18 protein-coding genes are annotated in these 14,728 nt (G+C 68.0%); 9 read left to right on the forward strand and 9 right to left on the reverse strand.

What is annotated here, in order from left to right:
* The first annotated feature begins 8 nt into the window (after positions 1-8).
* Complete coding sequence (gene trpE / locus ACK8OR_RS05180) at positions 9-1,508, forward strand: anthranilate synthase component I (RefSeq protein ID WP_410188369.1); 1,500 nt, start codon at positions 9-11, stop codon at positions 1,506-1,508.
* 119 nt (positions 1,509-1,627) lie between these two features.
* Here the strand turns inward: trpE and ACK8OR_RS05185 are convergent, their stop codons facing one another.
* From ACK8OR_RS05185 to ACK8OR_RS05195, 3 genes are read right to left on the reverse strand one after another with little or no spacing between them, the layout of a single operon-like run.
* The gene (locus ACK8OR_RS05185) at positions 1,628-2,080 is read right to left on the reverse strand and encodes a DUF188 domain-containing protein (RefSeq protein ID WP_410188370.1); all 453 of its coding nucleotides are present in this window, start codon (positions 2,078-2,080) and stop codon (positions 1,628-1,630) included.
* A complete protein-coding gene (locus tag ACK8OR_RS05190) occupies positions 2,077-3,042 on the reverse strand; it encodes a hypothetical protein (protein WP_410188371.1) in 966 nt (321 codons plus the stop codon). The genes ACK8OR_RS05185 and ACK8OR_RS05190 overlap by 4 nt, the downstream gene beginning before the upstream one ends.
* Positions 3,039-3,752 (reverse strand): HpcH/HpaI aldolase family protein, encoded by a 714-nt coding sequence (locus ACK8OR_RS05195; protein ID WP_410188372.1) that lies wholly within the window; start codon positions 3,750-3,752, stop codon positions 3,039-3,041. Before ACK8OR_RS05195 ends, ACK8OR_RS05190 begins: the two co-directional genes overlap by 4 nt.
* Before the next feature lie 119 nt (positions 3,753-3,871).
* On the opposite strand from ACK8OR_RS05195, the gene ACK8OR_RS05200 reads away from it, so the two are divergent.
* From ACK8OR_RS05200 to ACK8OR_RS05220, 5 genes are all read left to right on the forward strand, one after another.
* On the forward strand, positions 3,872-4,879 hold the full coding sequence (locus ACK8OR_RS05200; RefSeq protein ID WP_410188373.1) for a C4-dicarboxylate TRAP transporter substrate-binding protein: 1,008 nt from the start codon (positions 3,872-3,874) through the stop codon (positions 4,877-4,879).
* Between the two features lie 111 nt (positions 4,880-4,990).
* The gene (locus tag ACK8OR_RS05205; RefSeq protein ID WP_410188374.1) at positions 4,991-5,653 is read left to right on the forward strand and encodes a TRAP transporter small permease subunit; all 663 of its coding nucleotides are present in this window, start codon (positions 4,991-4,993) and stop codon (positions 5,651-5,653) included.
* Between the two features lie 10 nt (positions 5,654-5,663).
* The gene (locus ACK8OR_RS05210) at positions 5,664-7,064 is read left to right on the forward strand and encodes a TRAP transporter large permease (RefSeq protein ID WP_410189868.1); all 1,401 of its coding nucleotides are present in this window, start codon (positions 5,664-5,666) and stop codon (positions 7,062-7,064) included.
* 315 nt (positions 7,065-7,379) lie between these two features.
* Complete coding sequence (locus ACK8OR_RS05215) at positions 7,380-7,610, forward strand: EF-hand domain-containing protein (RefSeq protein ID WP_410188375.1); 231 nt, start codon at positions 7,380-7,382, stop codon at positions 7,608-7,610.
* A gap of 290 nt (positions 7,611-7,900) precedes the next feature.
* Positions 7,901-9,670 (forward strand): acetolactate synthase 3 large subunit, encoded by a 1,770-nt coding sequence (locus tag ACK8OR_RS05220; RefSeq protein WP_410188376.1) that lies wholly within the window; start codon positions 7,901-7,903, stop codon positions 9,668-9,670.
* Positions 9,671-9,727: 57 nt separating this feature from the next.
* Here the strand turns inward: ACK8OR_RS05220 and ACK8OR_RS05225 are convergent, their stop codons facing one another.
* From ACK8OR_RS05225 to ACK8OR_RS05245, 5 genes are all read right to left on the reverse strand, one after another.
* Positions 9,728-10,072, reverse strand: a complete 345-nt coding sequence (locus ACK8OR_RS05225) for an EF-hand domain-containing protein (RefSeq protein WP_410188377.1) — start codon at positions 10,070-10,072, stop codon at positions 9,728-9,730.
* Positions 10,073-10,076: 4 nt separating this feature from the next.
* Entirely contained in the window at positions 10,077-10,373 is a 297-nt protein-coding gene (locus ACK8OR_RS05230; protein WP_410188378.1) for a hypothetical protein, read from the reverse strand.
* 70 nt (positions 10,374-10,443) lie between these two features.
* On the reverse strand, positions 10,444-10,821 hold the full coding sequence (locus ACK8OR_RS05235; RefSeq protein WP_410188379.1) for an EF-hand domain-containing protein: 378 nt from the start codon (positions 10,819-10,821) through the stop codon (positions 10,444-10,446).
* A gap of 228 nt (positions 10,822-11,049) precedes the next feature.
* Positions 11,050-11,472 carry an EF-hand domain-containing protein gene (locus ACK8OR_RS05240; protein ID WP_410188380.1) on the reverse strand — a complete coding sequence of 141 codons (423 nt, stop codon included), beginning with the start codon at positions 11,470-11,472 and terminating at the stop codon, positions 11,050-11,052.
* Between the two features lie 128 nt (positions 11,473-11,600).
* Positions 11,601-12,026, reverse strand: a complete 426-nt coding sequence (locus ACK8OR_RS05245) for an EF-hand domain-containing protein (protein WP_410188381.1) — start codon at positions 12,024-12,026, stop codon at positions 11,601-11,603.
* Positions 12,027-12,191: 165 nt separating this feature from the next.
* On the opposite strand from ACK8OR_RS05245, the gene ilvN reads away from it, so the two are divergent.
* From ilvN to ACK8OR_RS05260, 3 genes are all read left to right on the forward strand, one after another.
* A complete protein-coding gene (ilvN, locus tag ACK8OR_RS05250) occupies positions 12,192-12,752 on the forward strand; it encodes an acetolactate synthase small subunit (RefSeq protein WP_298433499.1) in 561 nt (186 codons plus the stop codon).
* Positions 12,753-12,847: 95 nt separating this feature from the next.
* A complete protein-coding gene (locus ACK8OR_RS05255) occupies positions 12,848-13,978 on the forward strand; it encodes an aromatic ring-hydroxylating oxygenase subunit alpha (RefSeq protein WP_410188382.1) in 1,131 nt (376 codons plus the stop codon).
* On the forward strand, positions 13,971-14,183 hold the full coding sequence (locus ACK8OR_RS05260) for a hypothetical protein (RefSeq protein ID WP_410188383.1): 213 nt from the start codon (positions 13,971-13,973) through the stop codon (positions 14,181-14,183). The genes ACK8OR_RS05255 and ACK8OR_RS05260 overlap by 8 nt, the downstream gene beginning before the upstream one ends.
* 22 nt (positions 14,184-14,205) lie before the next feature.
* Here the strand turns inward: ACK8OR_RS05260 and coaD are convergent, their stop codons facing one another.
* Positions 14,206-14,718, reverse strand: a complete 513-nt coding sequence (coaD, locus tag ACK8OR_RS05265; RefSeq protein WP_410188384.1) for a pantetheine-phosphate adenylyltransferase — start codon at positions 14,716-14,718, stop codon at positions 14,206-14,208.
* Positions 14,719-14,728: the final 10 nt, after the last annotated feature.

Raw genomic sequence — 14,728 nt, forward strand, 5'->3', positions numbered from 1 at the left:
ACCGCGCCGTGATCCAGCCCGACTTCAAGCACTTCGAGCCGATCCACGCGCGGGGCGAGAACCAGGTGCTCTGGACGCGCCTGCCCGCCGATCTCGACACGCCGGTCTCGTTGATGCTGAAGCTGGCCGAGGCGCAGCCCTTCTCCTTCGTGCTCGAATCCGTCACCGGCGGCGAGGTGCGCGGGCGCTATTCGATCGTGGGCATGAAGCCGGACCTGATCTGGGAGTGCCGGGGCGAGACGAGCCGCGTGAACCGTGCCGCCCGTTGGGATCCCGATGCCTGGACCGATGCGGGCGCGCCCCTCGATGCGATCCGCGCGCTTCTGGACGAAAGCCGGATCGACCTGCCCGAGGACCTGCCCGCCGCGTCTGCGGGGCTCTTCGGCTATCTCGGCTACGACATGATCCGGCTGGTCGAGCACCTGCCGGACGTGAACCCCGACCCGCTGGGCCTGCCCGACGCGATGCTGATGCGTCCGTCGGTCGTCGCCGTGCTCGACGGCGTGAAGGGCGAGGTCATCCTCGTGGCCCCGGTCTGGGCCTCCGACACGACCCCGCGCGCGGCCTACGCGCAGGCCGCAGAGCGCCTGCAGGACGCGTTGGGCGCGCTGGGCCGCGCGGTGGCCGAGACGCGCGACATGGCCGAGCCGTTCGACCTGCCCGATCCGGTCTCGAACTTCACCAAGGACGGCTATCTTGCCGCGGTCGAGACGGCCCGCGACTACATCGCGGCGGGCGACATCTTCCAGGTCGTGCCGTCGCAGCGCTGGACCTACGACTTCCCGCTGCCGCCCTTCGCGCTCTACCGCGCGCTCCGGCGCACGAACCCGTCGCCCTTCATGTTCCATTTCGACATGGGCGGCTTCCAGATCATCGGCGCCAGTCCCGAGATCCTCGTCCGGGTCTTCGGCGACGAGGTCACGATCCGGCCCATCGCGGGCACCCGTCCGCGCGGTGCAACGCCAGATGCCGACCGCGTGCTGGAAGCGGACCTGATGGCCGACGAGAAGGAGCTGGCCGAACACCTGATGCTGCTCGATCTCGGGCGCAACGATGTCGGGCGGGTCGCCAGGATCGGCACGGTGCGCCCGACCGAGAAGTTCATCGTCGAGCGCTACAGCCACGTGATGCACATCGTGTCGAACGTGGTGGGCGAGCTGTCGGAGGAGCATGACGCCCTGTCCGCCTTGCTGGCGGGTCTGCCGGCGGGGACGGTCTCGGGCGCGCCCAAGGTCCGCGCGATGGAGATCATCGACGAGTTGGAGCCCGAAAAGCGCGGCGTCTATGGCGGCGGGGTCGGGTATTTCTCGGCCGGGGGCGACATGGACATGTGCATCGCGCTGCGGACCGGCGTGGTAAAGGACGGCAAGCTCTACGTGCAGGCCGGGGGCGGCGTCGTGTTCGACAGCGACCCCGAGGCGGAATGGCAGGAAACGGTCAACAAGTCCCGCGCTCTGAAGATGGCCGCCGAGGAAGCCGGGCGCTTCATGCGGCGGGGCAATGGCTGACCCAGGCGCGCCCGCCGCCCGGACGGCAGCGCATGGACGGTCGCTGATAAGACGCCCCGATCCTCTGGCCGGAAATACCTCACGGGGGTCCGGGGGTGTGAAACCCCCGGCCCTCTCCGTCAAAGTACCCGTCGCAGCATGTTCTCCAACGCCGACTTGAACGCCGCGCGATCGGTCCTGGCATAAGGGCGCGGCCCGCCTGCCGCCCCGCCGGTCATGCCCTCCATGCCGGGACGCAGCTCGGCCATCAGGTCGCGCGTCGCAACGGTGTCGCCGATGCTGGCGGACGTATATTCGCGCCCCCGCGGGTCGAGGGCCGCGCCGCCGGCTTTCAGCACCCGTTCGGCCAGAAGGATGTCCTGCGTCACCGTCACCGTGCCGGGGCGCGCGACCTCGGCGATGGCATCGTCGGCGGCGTCGAACGCGTCGCCCGCGACGAAGAGCTTGATCCTCGGATGATTGGTCAGGCGCAGGAAGGTCGCGGCAACAAAGATGGCGGTCACGTCGTGGCGGAGCGCGATCTCGGTGATCTCTGACTTCACGGGGCAGCTGTCGGCATCCACGAGGATCATGCGAAATGGCCTCCATCGAAGGGGATCGTGACGGGCGCGCCGCCGGTGTCGAAGGTCGCGCGGTCGGGTGCGAGCGTCACGCCCGCGATATCGTGGCGTCCGGGAACGCGCACGATGGCATGGACGATGGCGTGGCGCCCGGGCGGCAGCGCGGTGGGCACGCCCTCGGCGCCGACCCGGCTCTCGCCCAGTGCGGCGGCGAAGCCCTCGGCCCCGGCGCAGATGGCATCCTCGATCCCCAGAAGGCCGCGCGCGGCCCGCCACATGCCCGAGCGCGCACCGTTCGACAGCCACAGGTTCGTCGCTGGCAGCTGTTCGGCGCGCTTGAGCATGATGATCGTGTCGTCTTCGGCGGCGCGCGCGACGGCGGTCCAGGCGAGACCGGGCGCGTGGACCAGCGTCGCGAAGTCCTCGGCGAGGCCGGTCGGGTAATCCCGCAGCCCATGAATCCAGCCCTCGGCCCGCGCGCCCTGTTCGAGGACCGGAGCTTCGGCGGCGAAGGTCAGGCTCGCGCGCGGGTTGCCCGAGAGCCGTCCGCCCCCGGCCAGCGGCACGATCGGGTGATGCGCGAAGGTCGTGGGCGCGTCGAGCTCGAGGACATGGGTCTGGTAGAGCACCGGGTGTTCGTCGCGCAGCGCCAGCGTCGCGGTGATGTGGCCGCGCGCGAGGGCCCGGCCCGCCGTCAGGGACGCGGGCGCGGCGCGGTGCAGGTGCCAGGGCGCGTTGGCGCAGGCGCCGTGGGGCGGGCCGTCATCGACATCGTCCCGGCCGAAGGGCGCGCAGACGAAGGTGCCGCCGAGGCGACGGTCGACATACGGGATGGCCGCGTCGGACTGAACGTCCGTATCGCCGCGCCACGGGGCGGCCCACAGGACCGGCGCGCCGCCGATCTCGAGCAGCGGGAGATGGCCCGAAGACGGCTCCCACGCGGCGCGGATGCCGCTGGCGGCGAGCTGGATCACGCGAGCGCCCGCAACGCCGCCATCAGCACCGTGCCGTCCGATCCCATCGAGACGACATTGGCCCCGGCGGCGATCCAGCGTTCGGGGTCGGCGGCGAAGATACCCGCGGCGACGCCGTGGCCCCGAATGCGCGCGATGGCATCTTCCATGGCCACATGGACCGCAGGGTCGGCCGCGGTCGTCCCCATGTCGGCGGCCAGATCGGCGGGGCCGAGAAAGACGCAGTCGACGCCGTCGACGCCGCAGATCGCGTCGAGATCGGCCAGCGCGGCCCGGCTCTCGGCCTGAACCCAGACGCCGACGTCCGCATTGGCCCGCGCGACGTAATCCGCGTCCGCCCCGTACATCGCGGCGCGCGCGACATAGGCGCCGTTGCCCCGGATCCCCTCGGGTGGATAGCGGCAGGCGGCCACGGCGCGGCGGGCCGCATCGGCATCGTCCACCATCGGCACAAGAATCGTTCGCGCGCCGAGGTCCAGAGCCTGCTTGATCAGCCAGGGCTCGTTCGCGGGCACCCGGACCACCGCGTCGGGCGCAACCATCAGGCGGCGGCGGATGTCGCCCGGATCCCAGGGCCCGTGCTCGCCATCGATCACCAGCCAGTCAAATGCCGCATGGGCCGCGATCTCGGCGGCCTCGGGTCCGGGGAGGTTCTGCCAGAGGCCGCGCAGGGTCTCGCCCGAGGCGAGGCGTGTCTTCAGATCGGTCATGCCCCCGGCGTCGCATGGGGGCCGGGATCGGGCAAGCCCGCTTGCTCCCCCGCCGCCCCTGCCCTAGCGTTCGGCGCATAGAGGTGCGGAGGGAGCCGCGCCCATCAGGGAGTTATCGCATGAACTATCTTACCGGCACCTGTGCCGCCATTCTCGGCTTCACCCTCGTTGGCGAGGCCGCCGCGACCGAGTGGAACGTCTCCGTCTGGGGCACCCGTCGCGCCTTCACCGAGCATATCGAGAAGATGGCCGAGCTGGTCTCCGAGAACTCGGGCGGCGAGTTCACCATGAACGTCAGCTACGGGGGTCTCTCGAACAACCGCGAGAACCTCGACGGGATCTCAATCGGCGCCTTCGAGATGGCGCAGTTCTGCGCGGGCTACCACCGCGACAAGAACCGCGCGATCACCGTGCTGGAGCTGCCGTTCCTCGGCGTCCAGAACCTCGACCAGGAGGTCGCCGTCGCGCGCGCGGTCTATGCCCACCCCGCCGTCGCCGAGGAGATGGCGCAGTGGAACGCGCGTCTTCTGATGACGTCGCCCATGCCGCAATACAACATCGTCGGCACCGGCGAGCCGCGCGTCACGGTCGAGAGCTTCGACGGCATGCGCGTCCGCGCCACGGGCGGCATCGGCTCCGTCTTCGAGAGCGTCGGCGCGGTGCCGACCTCGGTGACCTCGTCGGAAGCCTATAACGCGATGGAATCGGGCGTCGTCGACTCGGTCGCCTTCGCCCAGCATGCGCACCTGTCCTTCGGCACGATCGACATTGCGGACTGGTGGACCGAGAACCTGAACCCCGGCACGGTGAACTGCCCCGTCGTGGTCAATATCGACGCCTACGAGGCCCTGTCGGACGAGCATCGCGACATCCTCGACGCCGCCGTCGAGGAATCGATCGCCTATTACCTGACGAACTACGCCGAGCTGCTCGAAGGCTGGGAGGCCACGCTGGCCGAGAAGGGCGTCGAGAAGGTGACCGTGTCCGAGGACGAGATCGCCAAGCTGCGCAAGAACGCGGCCCCGATCCACCAGGCTTGGATCGAAGAGGTAACGGCGAACGGCCTTCCGGGTCAGGAGCTCTATGACCTGACGGTCGAGGCGGTCGCGGCGAACGCGCCCGAGTAAGGCGCCCGGCCGGGGCGCGATCGCCCCGGCCCGGCACCCGTCCGCATCAGGCGCGGCCCGCAACCGGGCTGCGCCGCCCCGGCGCGCGGCGCCGATGCACCGCGAGGCCCCATGTCCACCACATCCTCCGTCCTGACCGACGATACCCTTCTCAGTCGGATCGACCGCGCGGTGCTGCGCGTGGAATCGGTGCTCAACCTCGGCTCGGGCATCGTGATCTTCGCACTGGTGGTGCTGGCCATCGCCAACGTGCTCCTGCGAAAGCTGCTGAACGCGCCGGTGCCGGGCTATATCGACTGGACCGAGCAATTCATGGCCGTGTTCGCGTTCCTCGGGCTGGCCTACGTCCAGCGCGAGGGCGGGCATATCCGCATGGACCTCCTCGTCGGCAGCTTGCGCGGCCGGATCCTGTGGCTCTTCGAGTTCCTCTCGGTGATCTTCATGCTCTTGGTGACGACGGCCCTGATCTACGGGACGTGGTTCCATTTCCTGCGCTCGTTCGACTTCGGCGCGCCCAACTGGTCGACCGACAGCTCGATCGACATCTCGCTGCCGCTCTGGCCCGCCAAGCTTGCCGTGCCGGTGGCGCTCGTGCTGCTCTGGGTCCGCCTCGCCATCCAGATCTGGGCCTATGGCCGCGGTCTGCGAACCGGGGGTGACGATATCGTGGCCGTCCCCCTGCCCGAGGACCCTGCCCAGCAGGCCACGAAGGAGGCCGCGACCGTCGGGGCCGTCAGCGGCGACCCCTTCGGGAAAGGCGACACCCGTGGATAACATCATCGACATGAAGGCGCTGCTCGAAGGCGTCTCGATCTTCGAGGTTTCGCTCTGGCTGTCGGGTCTGCTGCTCGTCCTCGTGCTGATCGGCGTGCGGGTCGCGTTCGCGGCGGCCTTCATCGGGTTCTTCGGCCTCTGCCTCTTCTTCATGCAGAAACAGGGCTTCGACCGGGGCCTGATCACCGCCGCCAAGCTGACGGGCCAGATCCCGCATTCGAAGTCGACGACCTATGCGCTGTCGCTGATCCCGACCTTCATCCTGATCGGATACCTCGCGTATTATGCGGGTCTGACCGGCTATCTCTTCGAGGCGGCCAAGCGCTGGATCGGCTGGACGCCGGGCGGCCTCGGGGTGGCCACGGTCTTCGCGACGGCGGGCTTCGCCGCCGTGTCGGGCGCGTCGGTCGCGACCTCGGCGGTCTTCGCGCGCATCGCCATCCCGGAGATGCTCAAGAACGGCTACGACAAGGCCTTCGCAGCCGGCGTCGTGGCGGCGGGCGGCACGCTCGCATCGCTGATCCCGCCTTCGGCCATCCTCGTGATCTACGCGATCATCGTCGAGCAGAGCGTCGGCAAGCTGCTGCTCGCGGGGTTCCTGCCGGGGCTGGTCTCGGCGTTGATCTATGCGGGACTCGTCATCGGGCTCGCGCGCCTGCGCCCCAGCCTCGGGCCGGCCGTGGGCGGCTATACATGGGGGCAGCGCTTCTCGAGCCTGCCCGGCGCGCTGCCGATCCTGCTCGTGGTCTTCATCATCGTCTACTCGATCTATTTCGGATGGGCGACGCCGACCGAGGCGGGGGCCTTGGGTGCAGGCGTCGTGCTGGCCATGGCGCTCTGGCAGGGGATGCGCTGGCGGCAGCTTCAGGGCGCGCTGATGGAGGCCGCGAAGCTGACGGTGATGATCTTCGCGATGATCTGGGGCGTGCTGATCTACGTGCGCTTCCTCGGCTTCGCCAAGCTACCCGAAGCCTTCGCCGACTTCATCACCGGGCTGGATATGGGACCCTACCAGATCCTGCTCCTGATCCTTCTGGCCTATGTCGTCCTCGGCATGTTCATGGACGCGATCGGAATGCTGATCCTGACGCTGCCGATCACCTTCCCCGCCGTCATGGCGCTGAACGGCGGCGTCGGCGATGCGCCAGGCGCGCTGGGCATGACGAACGAGGAGGCGGCGATCTGGTTCGGCATCATCGTGGTCAAGATGGCGGAGCTCTGTCTCATCACGCCGCCCATCGGGCTGAACTGCTTCGTGGTCGCGGGCGTGGCACAGGACGCCAAGATGGACATCTCCGTCCAGGACGTCTTCCGGGGCGCGTCGCCGTTCTTCGTGGCCGACGTGGCGACGGTCGCGGTGCTGATCGCGTTTCCGGGAATCGTTCTCTGGCTTCCGGGGCTGATTGGCTGAGGACCGGAACAGTGGCGCACGCGACCGGCGAACACCCTGATCCGTAAGGGTTTGCTGCCCGTCAGCCATGGCCGACCGAGGGCCCCGACCGGCGGAGACGGGCCGGTTTCACCCTTTGCGGATCGGCAGTTTCCGCCCATTCGGATGCCCCCGGTTTCGCCCTGCGGATCGTCGCGGACGCGGACGGGTGAAACGGGCATTCCGCCGCGCGAAACCCGCCCGGACCACCGCCCCCCTCGGACCCGACGCCGCGATCTGGTCTCTCGGCTGCGGGCGGACCCAAGCCGCCCTCAACCCAAGAGAGTGAGAGAAAACATGACACGTATTCTGACCACGACCGCCGCGATGCTGGCCCTGACGGCACCGGCCTTCGCGCAGGTTGCCATGGACACCGACGCCGATGGCAACGTGACCTACGAGGAGTTCATCGCGGCCTATCCCGACAGCGACGCGGACATGTTCGCGAGCATGGATTCCGACGGCGACAGCGTGCTGAGCGCCGCCGAAGTCGAAGCCGCGGTTGAAGCAGGCCTCCTCCCCTCCTGACGACGCGGCCGACGGCGCCCGGTCCCCTCGTGGGGCCGGGCGTTCGCATGACGGCTCACGCAACAAACGCAAAGAATGCGCCGGACGGGTGCAATTTTCTCCTGCGCCCTGTTGACCCCTCGCCCGGCATCGGTATGGATAGCGCCATCAACGGAGACGGGCGATGAACACGCTTCTCGTAATTGTGGATCAAGGGTGCATGGGTCGCTGACGCGACGGACCATAACGGTAACCATGTGCCCCCGGAGCTGGCCCCTCCGGGGGTTTTTCGTGGACGGAGGAAGACGACGATGACCAAGCAGACGAATGCGAAGCAATTCACCGGAGCCCAGCAGCTCGTGAAGGTGCTTCGCGATCAGGGCGTGGACACCGTCTTCGGCTATCCCGGCGGGGCCGTCCTGCCGATCTATGACGAGATCTTCCAGCAGAACGACATCCGCCACTTCCTCGTCCGTCACGAACAGGCCGCCGTCCACGCGGCCGAAGGCTATGCCCGTTCGACCGGTAAGGTCGGCGTGGCGCTTGTGACCTCCGGGCCCGGTGCCACCAACGCGGTCACCGGCCTGACCGACGCGCTGATGGATTCGATCCCGATCGTCGTTCTGACAGGTCAGGTCCCGACCTTCATGATTGGCTCGGACGCATTTCAGGAGGCGGATACCGTCGGCATCACCCGGCCCTGCACCAAGCACAACTGGCTGGTGAAAGAGACGGAGAAGCTCGCCCCGGTCCTGCACGAGGCATTCCACGTCGCCACCTCCGGCCGCCCCGGCCCCGTGCTGGTCGATATCCCGAAGGACATCCAGTTTGCATCCTCGGCCTATACCGGCCCGAAGGATGTGAAGACCTCGCATTACCAGCCGCGCCTCAAGGGCGACGCGGATGCGATCGAGCAGATGGTCGAGCTGATCGAAACGGCCGAGCGGCCCGTCTTCTACACCGGCGGCGGCGTCATCAATTCCGGCCCCGCCGCGAGCCAGTTGCTGTGCGAGTTGGTCGAGGCGACGGGCTTTCCCATCACTTCGACGCTGATGGGGCTGGGCGCCTATCCGGCCTCGGGCGACAAGTGGCTGGGGATGCTCGGGATGCATGGCCTCTACGAGGCGAACATGGCGATGCATGGTTGCGACCTGATGCTCAACATTGGGGCGCGGTTCGACGACCGGATTACGGGGCGGCTCGATGCATTCAGCCCCAAATCCCAAAAGGTCCATGTCGATATCGACCCCAGCAGCATCAACAAGGTCATCAAGGCCGACGTCCCGGTCCTCGGCGATGTCGGTCACGTGCTCGAGGACGTGCTGCGGGTCTGGAAGGCGCGGGGCCGCAAGGTGAACCGCGAGGGTCTCCAGAAATGGTGGTCGCAGATCGAGCAGTGGCGCGCGGTCGACTGCCTCGCCTTCACGCAGGACGGCCCCAACATCCGCCCCCAGCACGCCGTCGCGCGGCTCGAGGCGCTGACCAAGGATCACGACCGCTACATCTGCACCGAGGTCGGCCAGCACCAGATGTGGGCCGCGCAATACATGGGCTTCGAGCAGCCGAACCGCTGGATGACCTCGGGCGGGCTGGGCACGATGGGCTACGGTCAGCCCGCCGCCATGGGTGTGCAGGTGGCGCATCCCGAGAGCCTCGTGATCAACGTCGCGGGCGAGGCGTCATGGCTGATGAACATGCAGGAGATGGGCACGATGGTGCAGTACCGTCTGCCCGTGAAACAGTTCATCCTCAACAATGAGCGGCTGGGCATGGTGCGTCAGTGGCAGGAGCTCCTGCATGGCGAGCGCTACAGCCAGTCCTGGTCCGAGGCTCTGCCCGATTTCGTGAAGCTGGCCGAGGCCTTCGGGGCCAAGGGAATCCAGTGCAGCGATCCCGCCGATCTCGACGACGCGATCATGGAGATGATCAACCATGACGGGCCGGTGATCTTCGATTGCCTGGTGGAGAAGCACGAGAACTGCTTCCCGATGATCCCGTCGGGCAAGGCCCATAACGAGATGCTGATGGCCAATGCGCAGACGCAGGGCCAGATCACCGCGACCGGCGCCGTCCTCGTCTGACCGGAACGACGAAGGCCCCGCATCTGCGGGGCCCGTCCGTGTTCCGTTGGCGTCAGATCACTCCGGCAGCGGATAGACCCCTGCGGCGGCAAGGCCCGTCATCGCGTCCAGCTCGGCCGTATCGAGATAGCCGTTGTCGTCGCGGTCCCAGATCGCGAACAGCGCTTGCGTGATCTCGGGCAGGTCGAACATCCCGTCACCATCGGCATCGACGCCGAGCGGCATGACGGTGCCGCCGATCTCGGCCTGGGTGAAGCGACCGTCATCATCGCGGTCGACGCCATCGAGGGCGGGCAGCATGGCCCAGACGAGTGTGGCGTCGTCCCTGAGAGGTGCGGGCGCGTCCTGTGCGACGGCGGGGGTCGTGAGCGCGACGGTCAGAGCGAATGCGGTGCGGATCATGGGCTCAGTCCACCGCGATGATCTTGGGGCCGGGATTGCTGCCCGCGAGGGTCGGATTGGCCCCCACCACCGCGTCTTCCAGCACGGCGGCGTTGTCGTCGGCTGCGATGATGAGGGCGATCGCCTCGTATTCGGCAGCGCTGACGAGGCCGTCACCATCCTGGTCGGCATCCGCGAAGGTCACCTCGCCGATGTCGTATTCGTCGGCCTCGAGAAAGCCGTCCCCGTCAAGGTCGGACCAATGGTCGTGGGCGAAGGCGGGCGCCGCGGCGAAGGCGGCGATCAGGGCGAGGCGGAACATCTGGTGGTCTCCCGTGCAGGTCAGGTCGGATATTAAACGCCGCGACCCGCCCCATGGGTTCCCCGCCGCGTCAGGGGGCGAGCATCCCGCCGGGCGCGAGGTCGCCCTCGATCATGTCCATCTCGGGGCCTGCCAGCACGCCCGATCCGTCCCGGTCGTAGCGGTTGAACAGAAGGGCGCGGTATTCGTAGGCATCGACACCGCCATCGCCGTTGAGGTCCATGTTGACGTATTCTCCGACCTCGGACAGCGGCCGCCATTCCGCCTCATCCAACTGCCCAGACCCGTCGCGGTCGAAGGCGGCATGGGTCCGCATCGGCGCGAAGCCCGCGGCGAACTCGTCGGGGTTGAGACCGCCGCTGCCATCGGTGTCCCAGTCGACATGCCCCATGGCGACGGCCCCCGACGTGGCGGTGGCGGCGATTATGGTCGACAGGCGCAGGATCATGGCATGTGCTCGTTCTCCGGGGCGGGCGGCAAGGCCCTGATGACGGCTCTACAATGCCAGTAGGCCGCCGCCATTGGCGACGGGCGGCGACCGCGAACAGCCGTCCCGGCCCTCCCCCGCCGCTTTCGGACGGTCGGGCCTGCGACGTTCCGCCGGTCGGGGCCGGGCGGGCGTGTACTTGCAGATTTCCGCCCGCGCCCAGCCCGGTTCGCGCGATCCTCCGCCGCCCTACTCGGCCCAGAAGAGCCCGCCCTCGGCACGGTCGAGGTCGATCCCGGCGCGTTCGGCATCGTCGATAAAGCCCGAGCGGTCGCGGTCGTAATCGGTGAACCAGCCCGCGCCGTATTCGGCGTCGTCCACGACCCCGTCGAGATTGGTGTCGTAGTCGCGGAACGTCGCCATCGCGGCCCCCCGCCGGTTCCAGTAGGCGTCGTCGCGGTCGAAGGCGCCGAATTCGGCCTCGTCAATGGCGCCGTCAGCGTTGCTGTCATAGCGCGCGAAGCTGTCAGTGGTGGACCAGCCGGCGAGGAATTCCGCGTCGCTCAGGAAGGTATCGCCATCGCCGTCCCAGTCTCCGGCAATGGATTGGGCGATGGCGGGCGCGGCCAAGGCGGCGATCAGCGCGGCGGCCGTCAGGATGGGGCGGGTCATTGCAGGTCTCCTGTTCGATGCATCATGCCTCCCCGTTCAACCCGCAACCCCGGGGGCCGTGTTCCCACCGGGGAATGGAAAAAGGGCGACCCCGGGGGGCCGCCCTGTCGTCATCGCGTTCGGTGGGCTTAGCCCGAGAACGGGCCGTCGATGCCGAAATCGGCTTCGATCTGGTCCAGCTCCGCGCCTTCCAGCGCGCCGGATTCGTCGATGTCGTAGATCACGAGGAAGCTCTGGGTGAACTCGTCCTCGGCCACGAGGCCATCTGCGGTCAGATCCCAGTCCTGGAACGTGCGCTCGGCATAGCCCAGCTTGCCCCAGTGGACTTCGGCGTCGCCGAACGCGGCGGTGTACTCGGCATCGCTCAGGTAGCCGTCGCCATCGGTGTCGTAGGTCGCGAAGGTGTTCACTTCGGCCATGGCGAGGTTCAGCTCGTCATTCGTCAGAATGCCGTTCTGATCCGCGTCGTAGCCGCGCAGCACCATCTGGGCGGAGGCGGGGACGGCCAGCGTCAGGGCAATGGCCGATGCAGCAAGAGTGGTCAGGGTCTTCATAAAAGACATCTCCTTGTTATAACGATGTTATCCGGGCCGTTCATCGCCCGGTCGGAGCAATAATGCGGATGCCCCCCCGTTCGGTTCCGGGGAAAATGCGGCGGCTTCACACCGCCGGCGAAAACCTGCACAAGCGTTCCAGACCGCCGCCAGGGAGACCGCTCAATGTCACCGCTCAAGCTCAAGAAGGGCTCCACCAGCCATTCCGCCTACAATCTGCGTCCGAACTTCTCGGACGTGCAGGAACGGCATACGCTGGCCGTGCTCGTGGACAACGAAGCGGGTGTCCTTGCGCGGGTGATCGGCCTCTTCTCGGGGCGCGGCTACAACATCGAGAGTCTCACCGTCGCCGAGGTCGATCACGAGGGCCACACCTCGCGGATCACTGTCGTCACGACCGGCACGCCACAGGTCATCGAGCAAATCAAGGCGCAGCTCGGGCGCATCGTCCCCGTCCACGAGGTCCACGACCTCACCGTCGAGGGCAAGCCCGTCGAGCGGGAACTCGCGCTCTTCAAGGTGCAGGGCTCCGGCGATCACCGGATCGAGGCGCTGCGCCTGGCCGAGATCTTCCGCGCCAACGTCGTCGACAGCACGCTCGACAGCTTCGTCTTCGAGATCACCGGCGACGTGGGCAAGATCGATGCCTTCGCCGAGCTGATGCGCCCCATCGGCCTTCTGGAGATGGCGCGGACGGGCGTCGCGGCGCTGTCGCGCGGCAGCTGAGGTCCGATTGCGGCGGCCATCCGGTCGCTGCGGGAACAGACGCGCCCCCGAACCGGCCTCCACCCTGACGGCATCAGCCGCAGGGAGGACGCATCATGAAGGATCTCGACGCGCTTGCCGCCGTCCGCCAGCCCATCGGACGGGCCCACGGACTGCCCAACGCGCATTACGCCGACCCCGCGACCGTCGCGGCGGAAACGGCGGCCATCCTGCACGGGCAATGGGCGGGCCTCGCCGTCGCGTCCCAGGTGCCCGCGCCGGGCGACGCGATCCCAATGGATTTCGCGGGCGCGCCGCTTCTCCTCCTGCGGGATCGCGAGGGGGCCGTGCGCGTGTTCCAGAACGTCTGTCGCCACCGCGGCATGATCCTCGTGGCCGAGCCGAAGCGGATCGAGGGCGCCATCCGCTGCCCCTACCATTCGTGGTGCTATTCGACGACCGGCAAGCTGGTGGCGACGCCCCATATCGGCGGCCCCGGTCGCAATTCCGACGACCGCGTCGACCGCGACACGCTGGGCCTCGTGGAGGTCCGAAGCCATGTCTGGCGCGATGTCGTTTTCGTCAATCTCGACGGCAGCGCCCCACCCTTCGAGACAGCCAACGCCGCCGCCATCGCGCGCTGGGCCGAGTTCGACCAGCCGCTGCACCATGACGGGCGGTCCTTCACCCTGGACGTGGCCTGCAATTGGAAGCTCGCCGTCGAGAACTATTGCGAAAGCTACCACCTGCCGTGGATCCATCCCGGCCTGAACGCCTATTCCCGCCTCGAGGATCATTACCACATCGAAGATGACGGCCCCGAGGCCAGCCATTCCGGTCAAGGCACGCTGGTGTACCGCCAACTCACCGACGGCGCGACGCGGTTCCCGGATTTCGCGGGTCTCTCGCCCAAGTGGGACGAAGCGGCGGAATATCTGTCCATCTTCCCGAACGTCCTGATGGGGACGCATCGCGACCATGCCTACGCGATCATCCTGCAACCCGTGGCCCATAACCGCACGGCCGAGCATGTCCATATCTACTACGCCACGCCCGACTTCGACGCGGACCTCGCCGACCGCAACACCGCGCTTTGGCGCGGCGTGTTCGAGGAGGACGTCTTCGTGGTCGAGGGGATGCAGCGGGGGCGCGGTGCGCCGGGCTTCGACGGCGGGCGGTTCAGCCCGGCGATGGACGGGCCGACGCACCGGTTCCATGCCTGGGTGGCGCGACGCCTCGGTGCGTGACGCGGCCCTCCACGACGCGATCCTCGCGGCCCATGCGGCGGGGGACGGCGCAGCGCTGGTCGATCTCTACGGCGCGGCGGCGGCGCGCGTATCGCCGGAGGCGGTGCCATTCTTCCTGACGCAGGCGTGGGTTCACGCGCTCGAGGCCGGGCACCCGGCGGAAAGTGACCTGGCCGACCGTCTGCGCGCGCTGCATCGCCTTTGACACGCCGTTCCAAGCCGGGGCGTTAGCTGTCGCCCGCCGTCCCCTTGCCGAACTTTTCCATCAGCCCCGCGCGCACCTTCGGCGTCACGAAGGCCGATACGTCTCCGCCCAGCCGCGCGATCTCCTTCACGAGCTTCGACGCGATGGCCTGATGCTCGGCCTCGGCCATCAGGAACACCGTCTCGATCTGGTCGTCGAGGATGCGGTTCATGCCGACCATCTGGTATTCGTACTCGAAATCCGCGACGGCGCGCAGGCCGCGCACGATCATCTGGGCTCCGACCTCGCGGGCGCAGTCGATCAGCAGATTCTCGAACGGGTGGGCCACGATCTCGCACCCGGTCTGGCGCGACCAGTGGGCCGCCTCCTCCTCGACCATGGCGACCCGTTCTTCCAGCGAGAAGAGCGGCCCCTTGTCGCGATTGATTGCGATCCCGATGACCAACTTGTCGACCAGCGTGCAGGCCCGCCGGATGATATCGCTATGGCCCTTGGTGATCGGGTCGAAGGTGCCGGGATAGAGAGCCGTGCGCATGGGGGTGCCC

Origin of the sequence: Jannaschia halovivens (assembly GCF_046452375.1) — a bacterium.
GTDB classification, from domain to species: domain Bacteria; phylum Pseudomonadota; class Alphaproteobacteria; order Rhodobacterales; family Rhodobacteraceae; genus Jannaschia; species Jannaschia halovivens.

Bases quoted from the DNA above. Each gene is read 5' to 3' on its own strand.
- ilvN (WP_298433499.1), top strand. From the start codon at position 12,192: ATGTCACCGCTCAAGCTCAAGAAGGGCTCCACCAGCCATTCCGCCTAC.
- ACK8OR_RS05235 (WP_410188379.1), bottom strand. From the start codon at position 10,821: ATGATCCTGCGCCTGTCGACCATAATCGCCGCCACCGCCACGTCGGGG.
- ACK8OR_RS05230 (WP_410188378.1), bottom strand. From the start codon at position 10,373: ATGTTCCGCCTCGCCCTGATCGCCGCCTTCGCCGCGGCGCCCGCCTTC.
- ACK8OR_RS05225 (WP_410188377.1), bottom strand. From the start codon at position 10,072: ATGATCCGCACCGCATTCGCTCTGACCGTCGCGCTCACGACCCCCGCC.
- ACK8OR_RS05185 (WP_410188370.1), bottom strand. From the start codon at position 2,080: ATGATCCTCGTGGATGCCGACAGCTGCCCCGTGAAGTCAGAGATCACC.
- ACK8OR_RS05220 (WP_410188376.1), top strand. From the start codon at position 7,901: ATGACCAAGCAGACGAATGCGAAGCAATTCACCGGAGCCCAGCAGCTC.
- ACK8OR_RS05210 (WP_410189868.1), top strand. From the start codon at position 5,664: ATGAAGGCGCTGCTCGAAGGCGTCTCGATCTTCGAGGTTTCGCTCTGG.
- ACK8OR_RS05205 (WP_410188374.1), top strand. From the start codon at position 4,991: ATGTCCACCACATCCTCCGTCCTGACCGACGATACCCTTCTCAGTCGG.
- ACK8OR_RS05200 (WP_410188373.1), top strand. From the start codon at position 3,872: ATGAACTATCTTACCGGCACCTGTGCCGCCATTCTCGGCTTCACCCTC.
- ACK8OR_RS05195 (WP_410188372.1), bottom strand. From the start codon at position 3,752: ATGACCGATCTGAAGACACGCCTCGCCTCGGGCGAGACCCTGCGCGGC.
- ACK8OR_RS05215 (WP_410188375.1), top strand. From the start codon at position 7,380: ATGACACGTATTCTGACCACGACCGCCGCGATGCTGGCCCTGACGGCA.
- coaD (WP_410188384.1), bottom strand. From the start codon at position 14,718: ATGCGCACGGCTCTCTATCCCGGCACCTTCGACCCGATCACCAAGGGC.
- ACK8OR_RS05245 (WP_410188381.1), bottom strand. From the start codon at position 12,026: ATGAAGACCCTGACCACTCTTGCTGCATCGGCCATTGCCCTGACGCTG.
- ACK8OR_RS05240 (WP_410188380.1), bottom strand. From the start codon at position 11,472: ATGACCCGCCCCATCCTGACGGCCGCCGCGCTGATCGCCGCCTTGGCC.
- ACK8OR_RS05255 (WP_410188382.1), top strand. From the start codon at position 12,848: ATGAAGGATCTCGACGCGCTTGCCGCCGTCCGCCAGCCCATCGGACGG.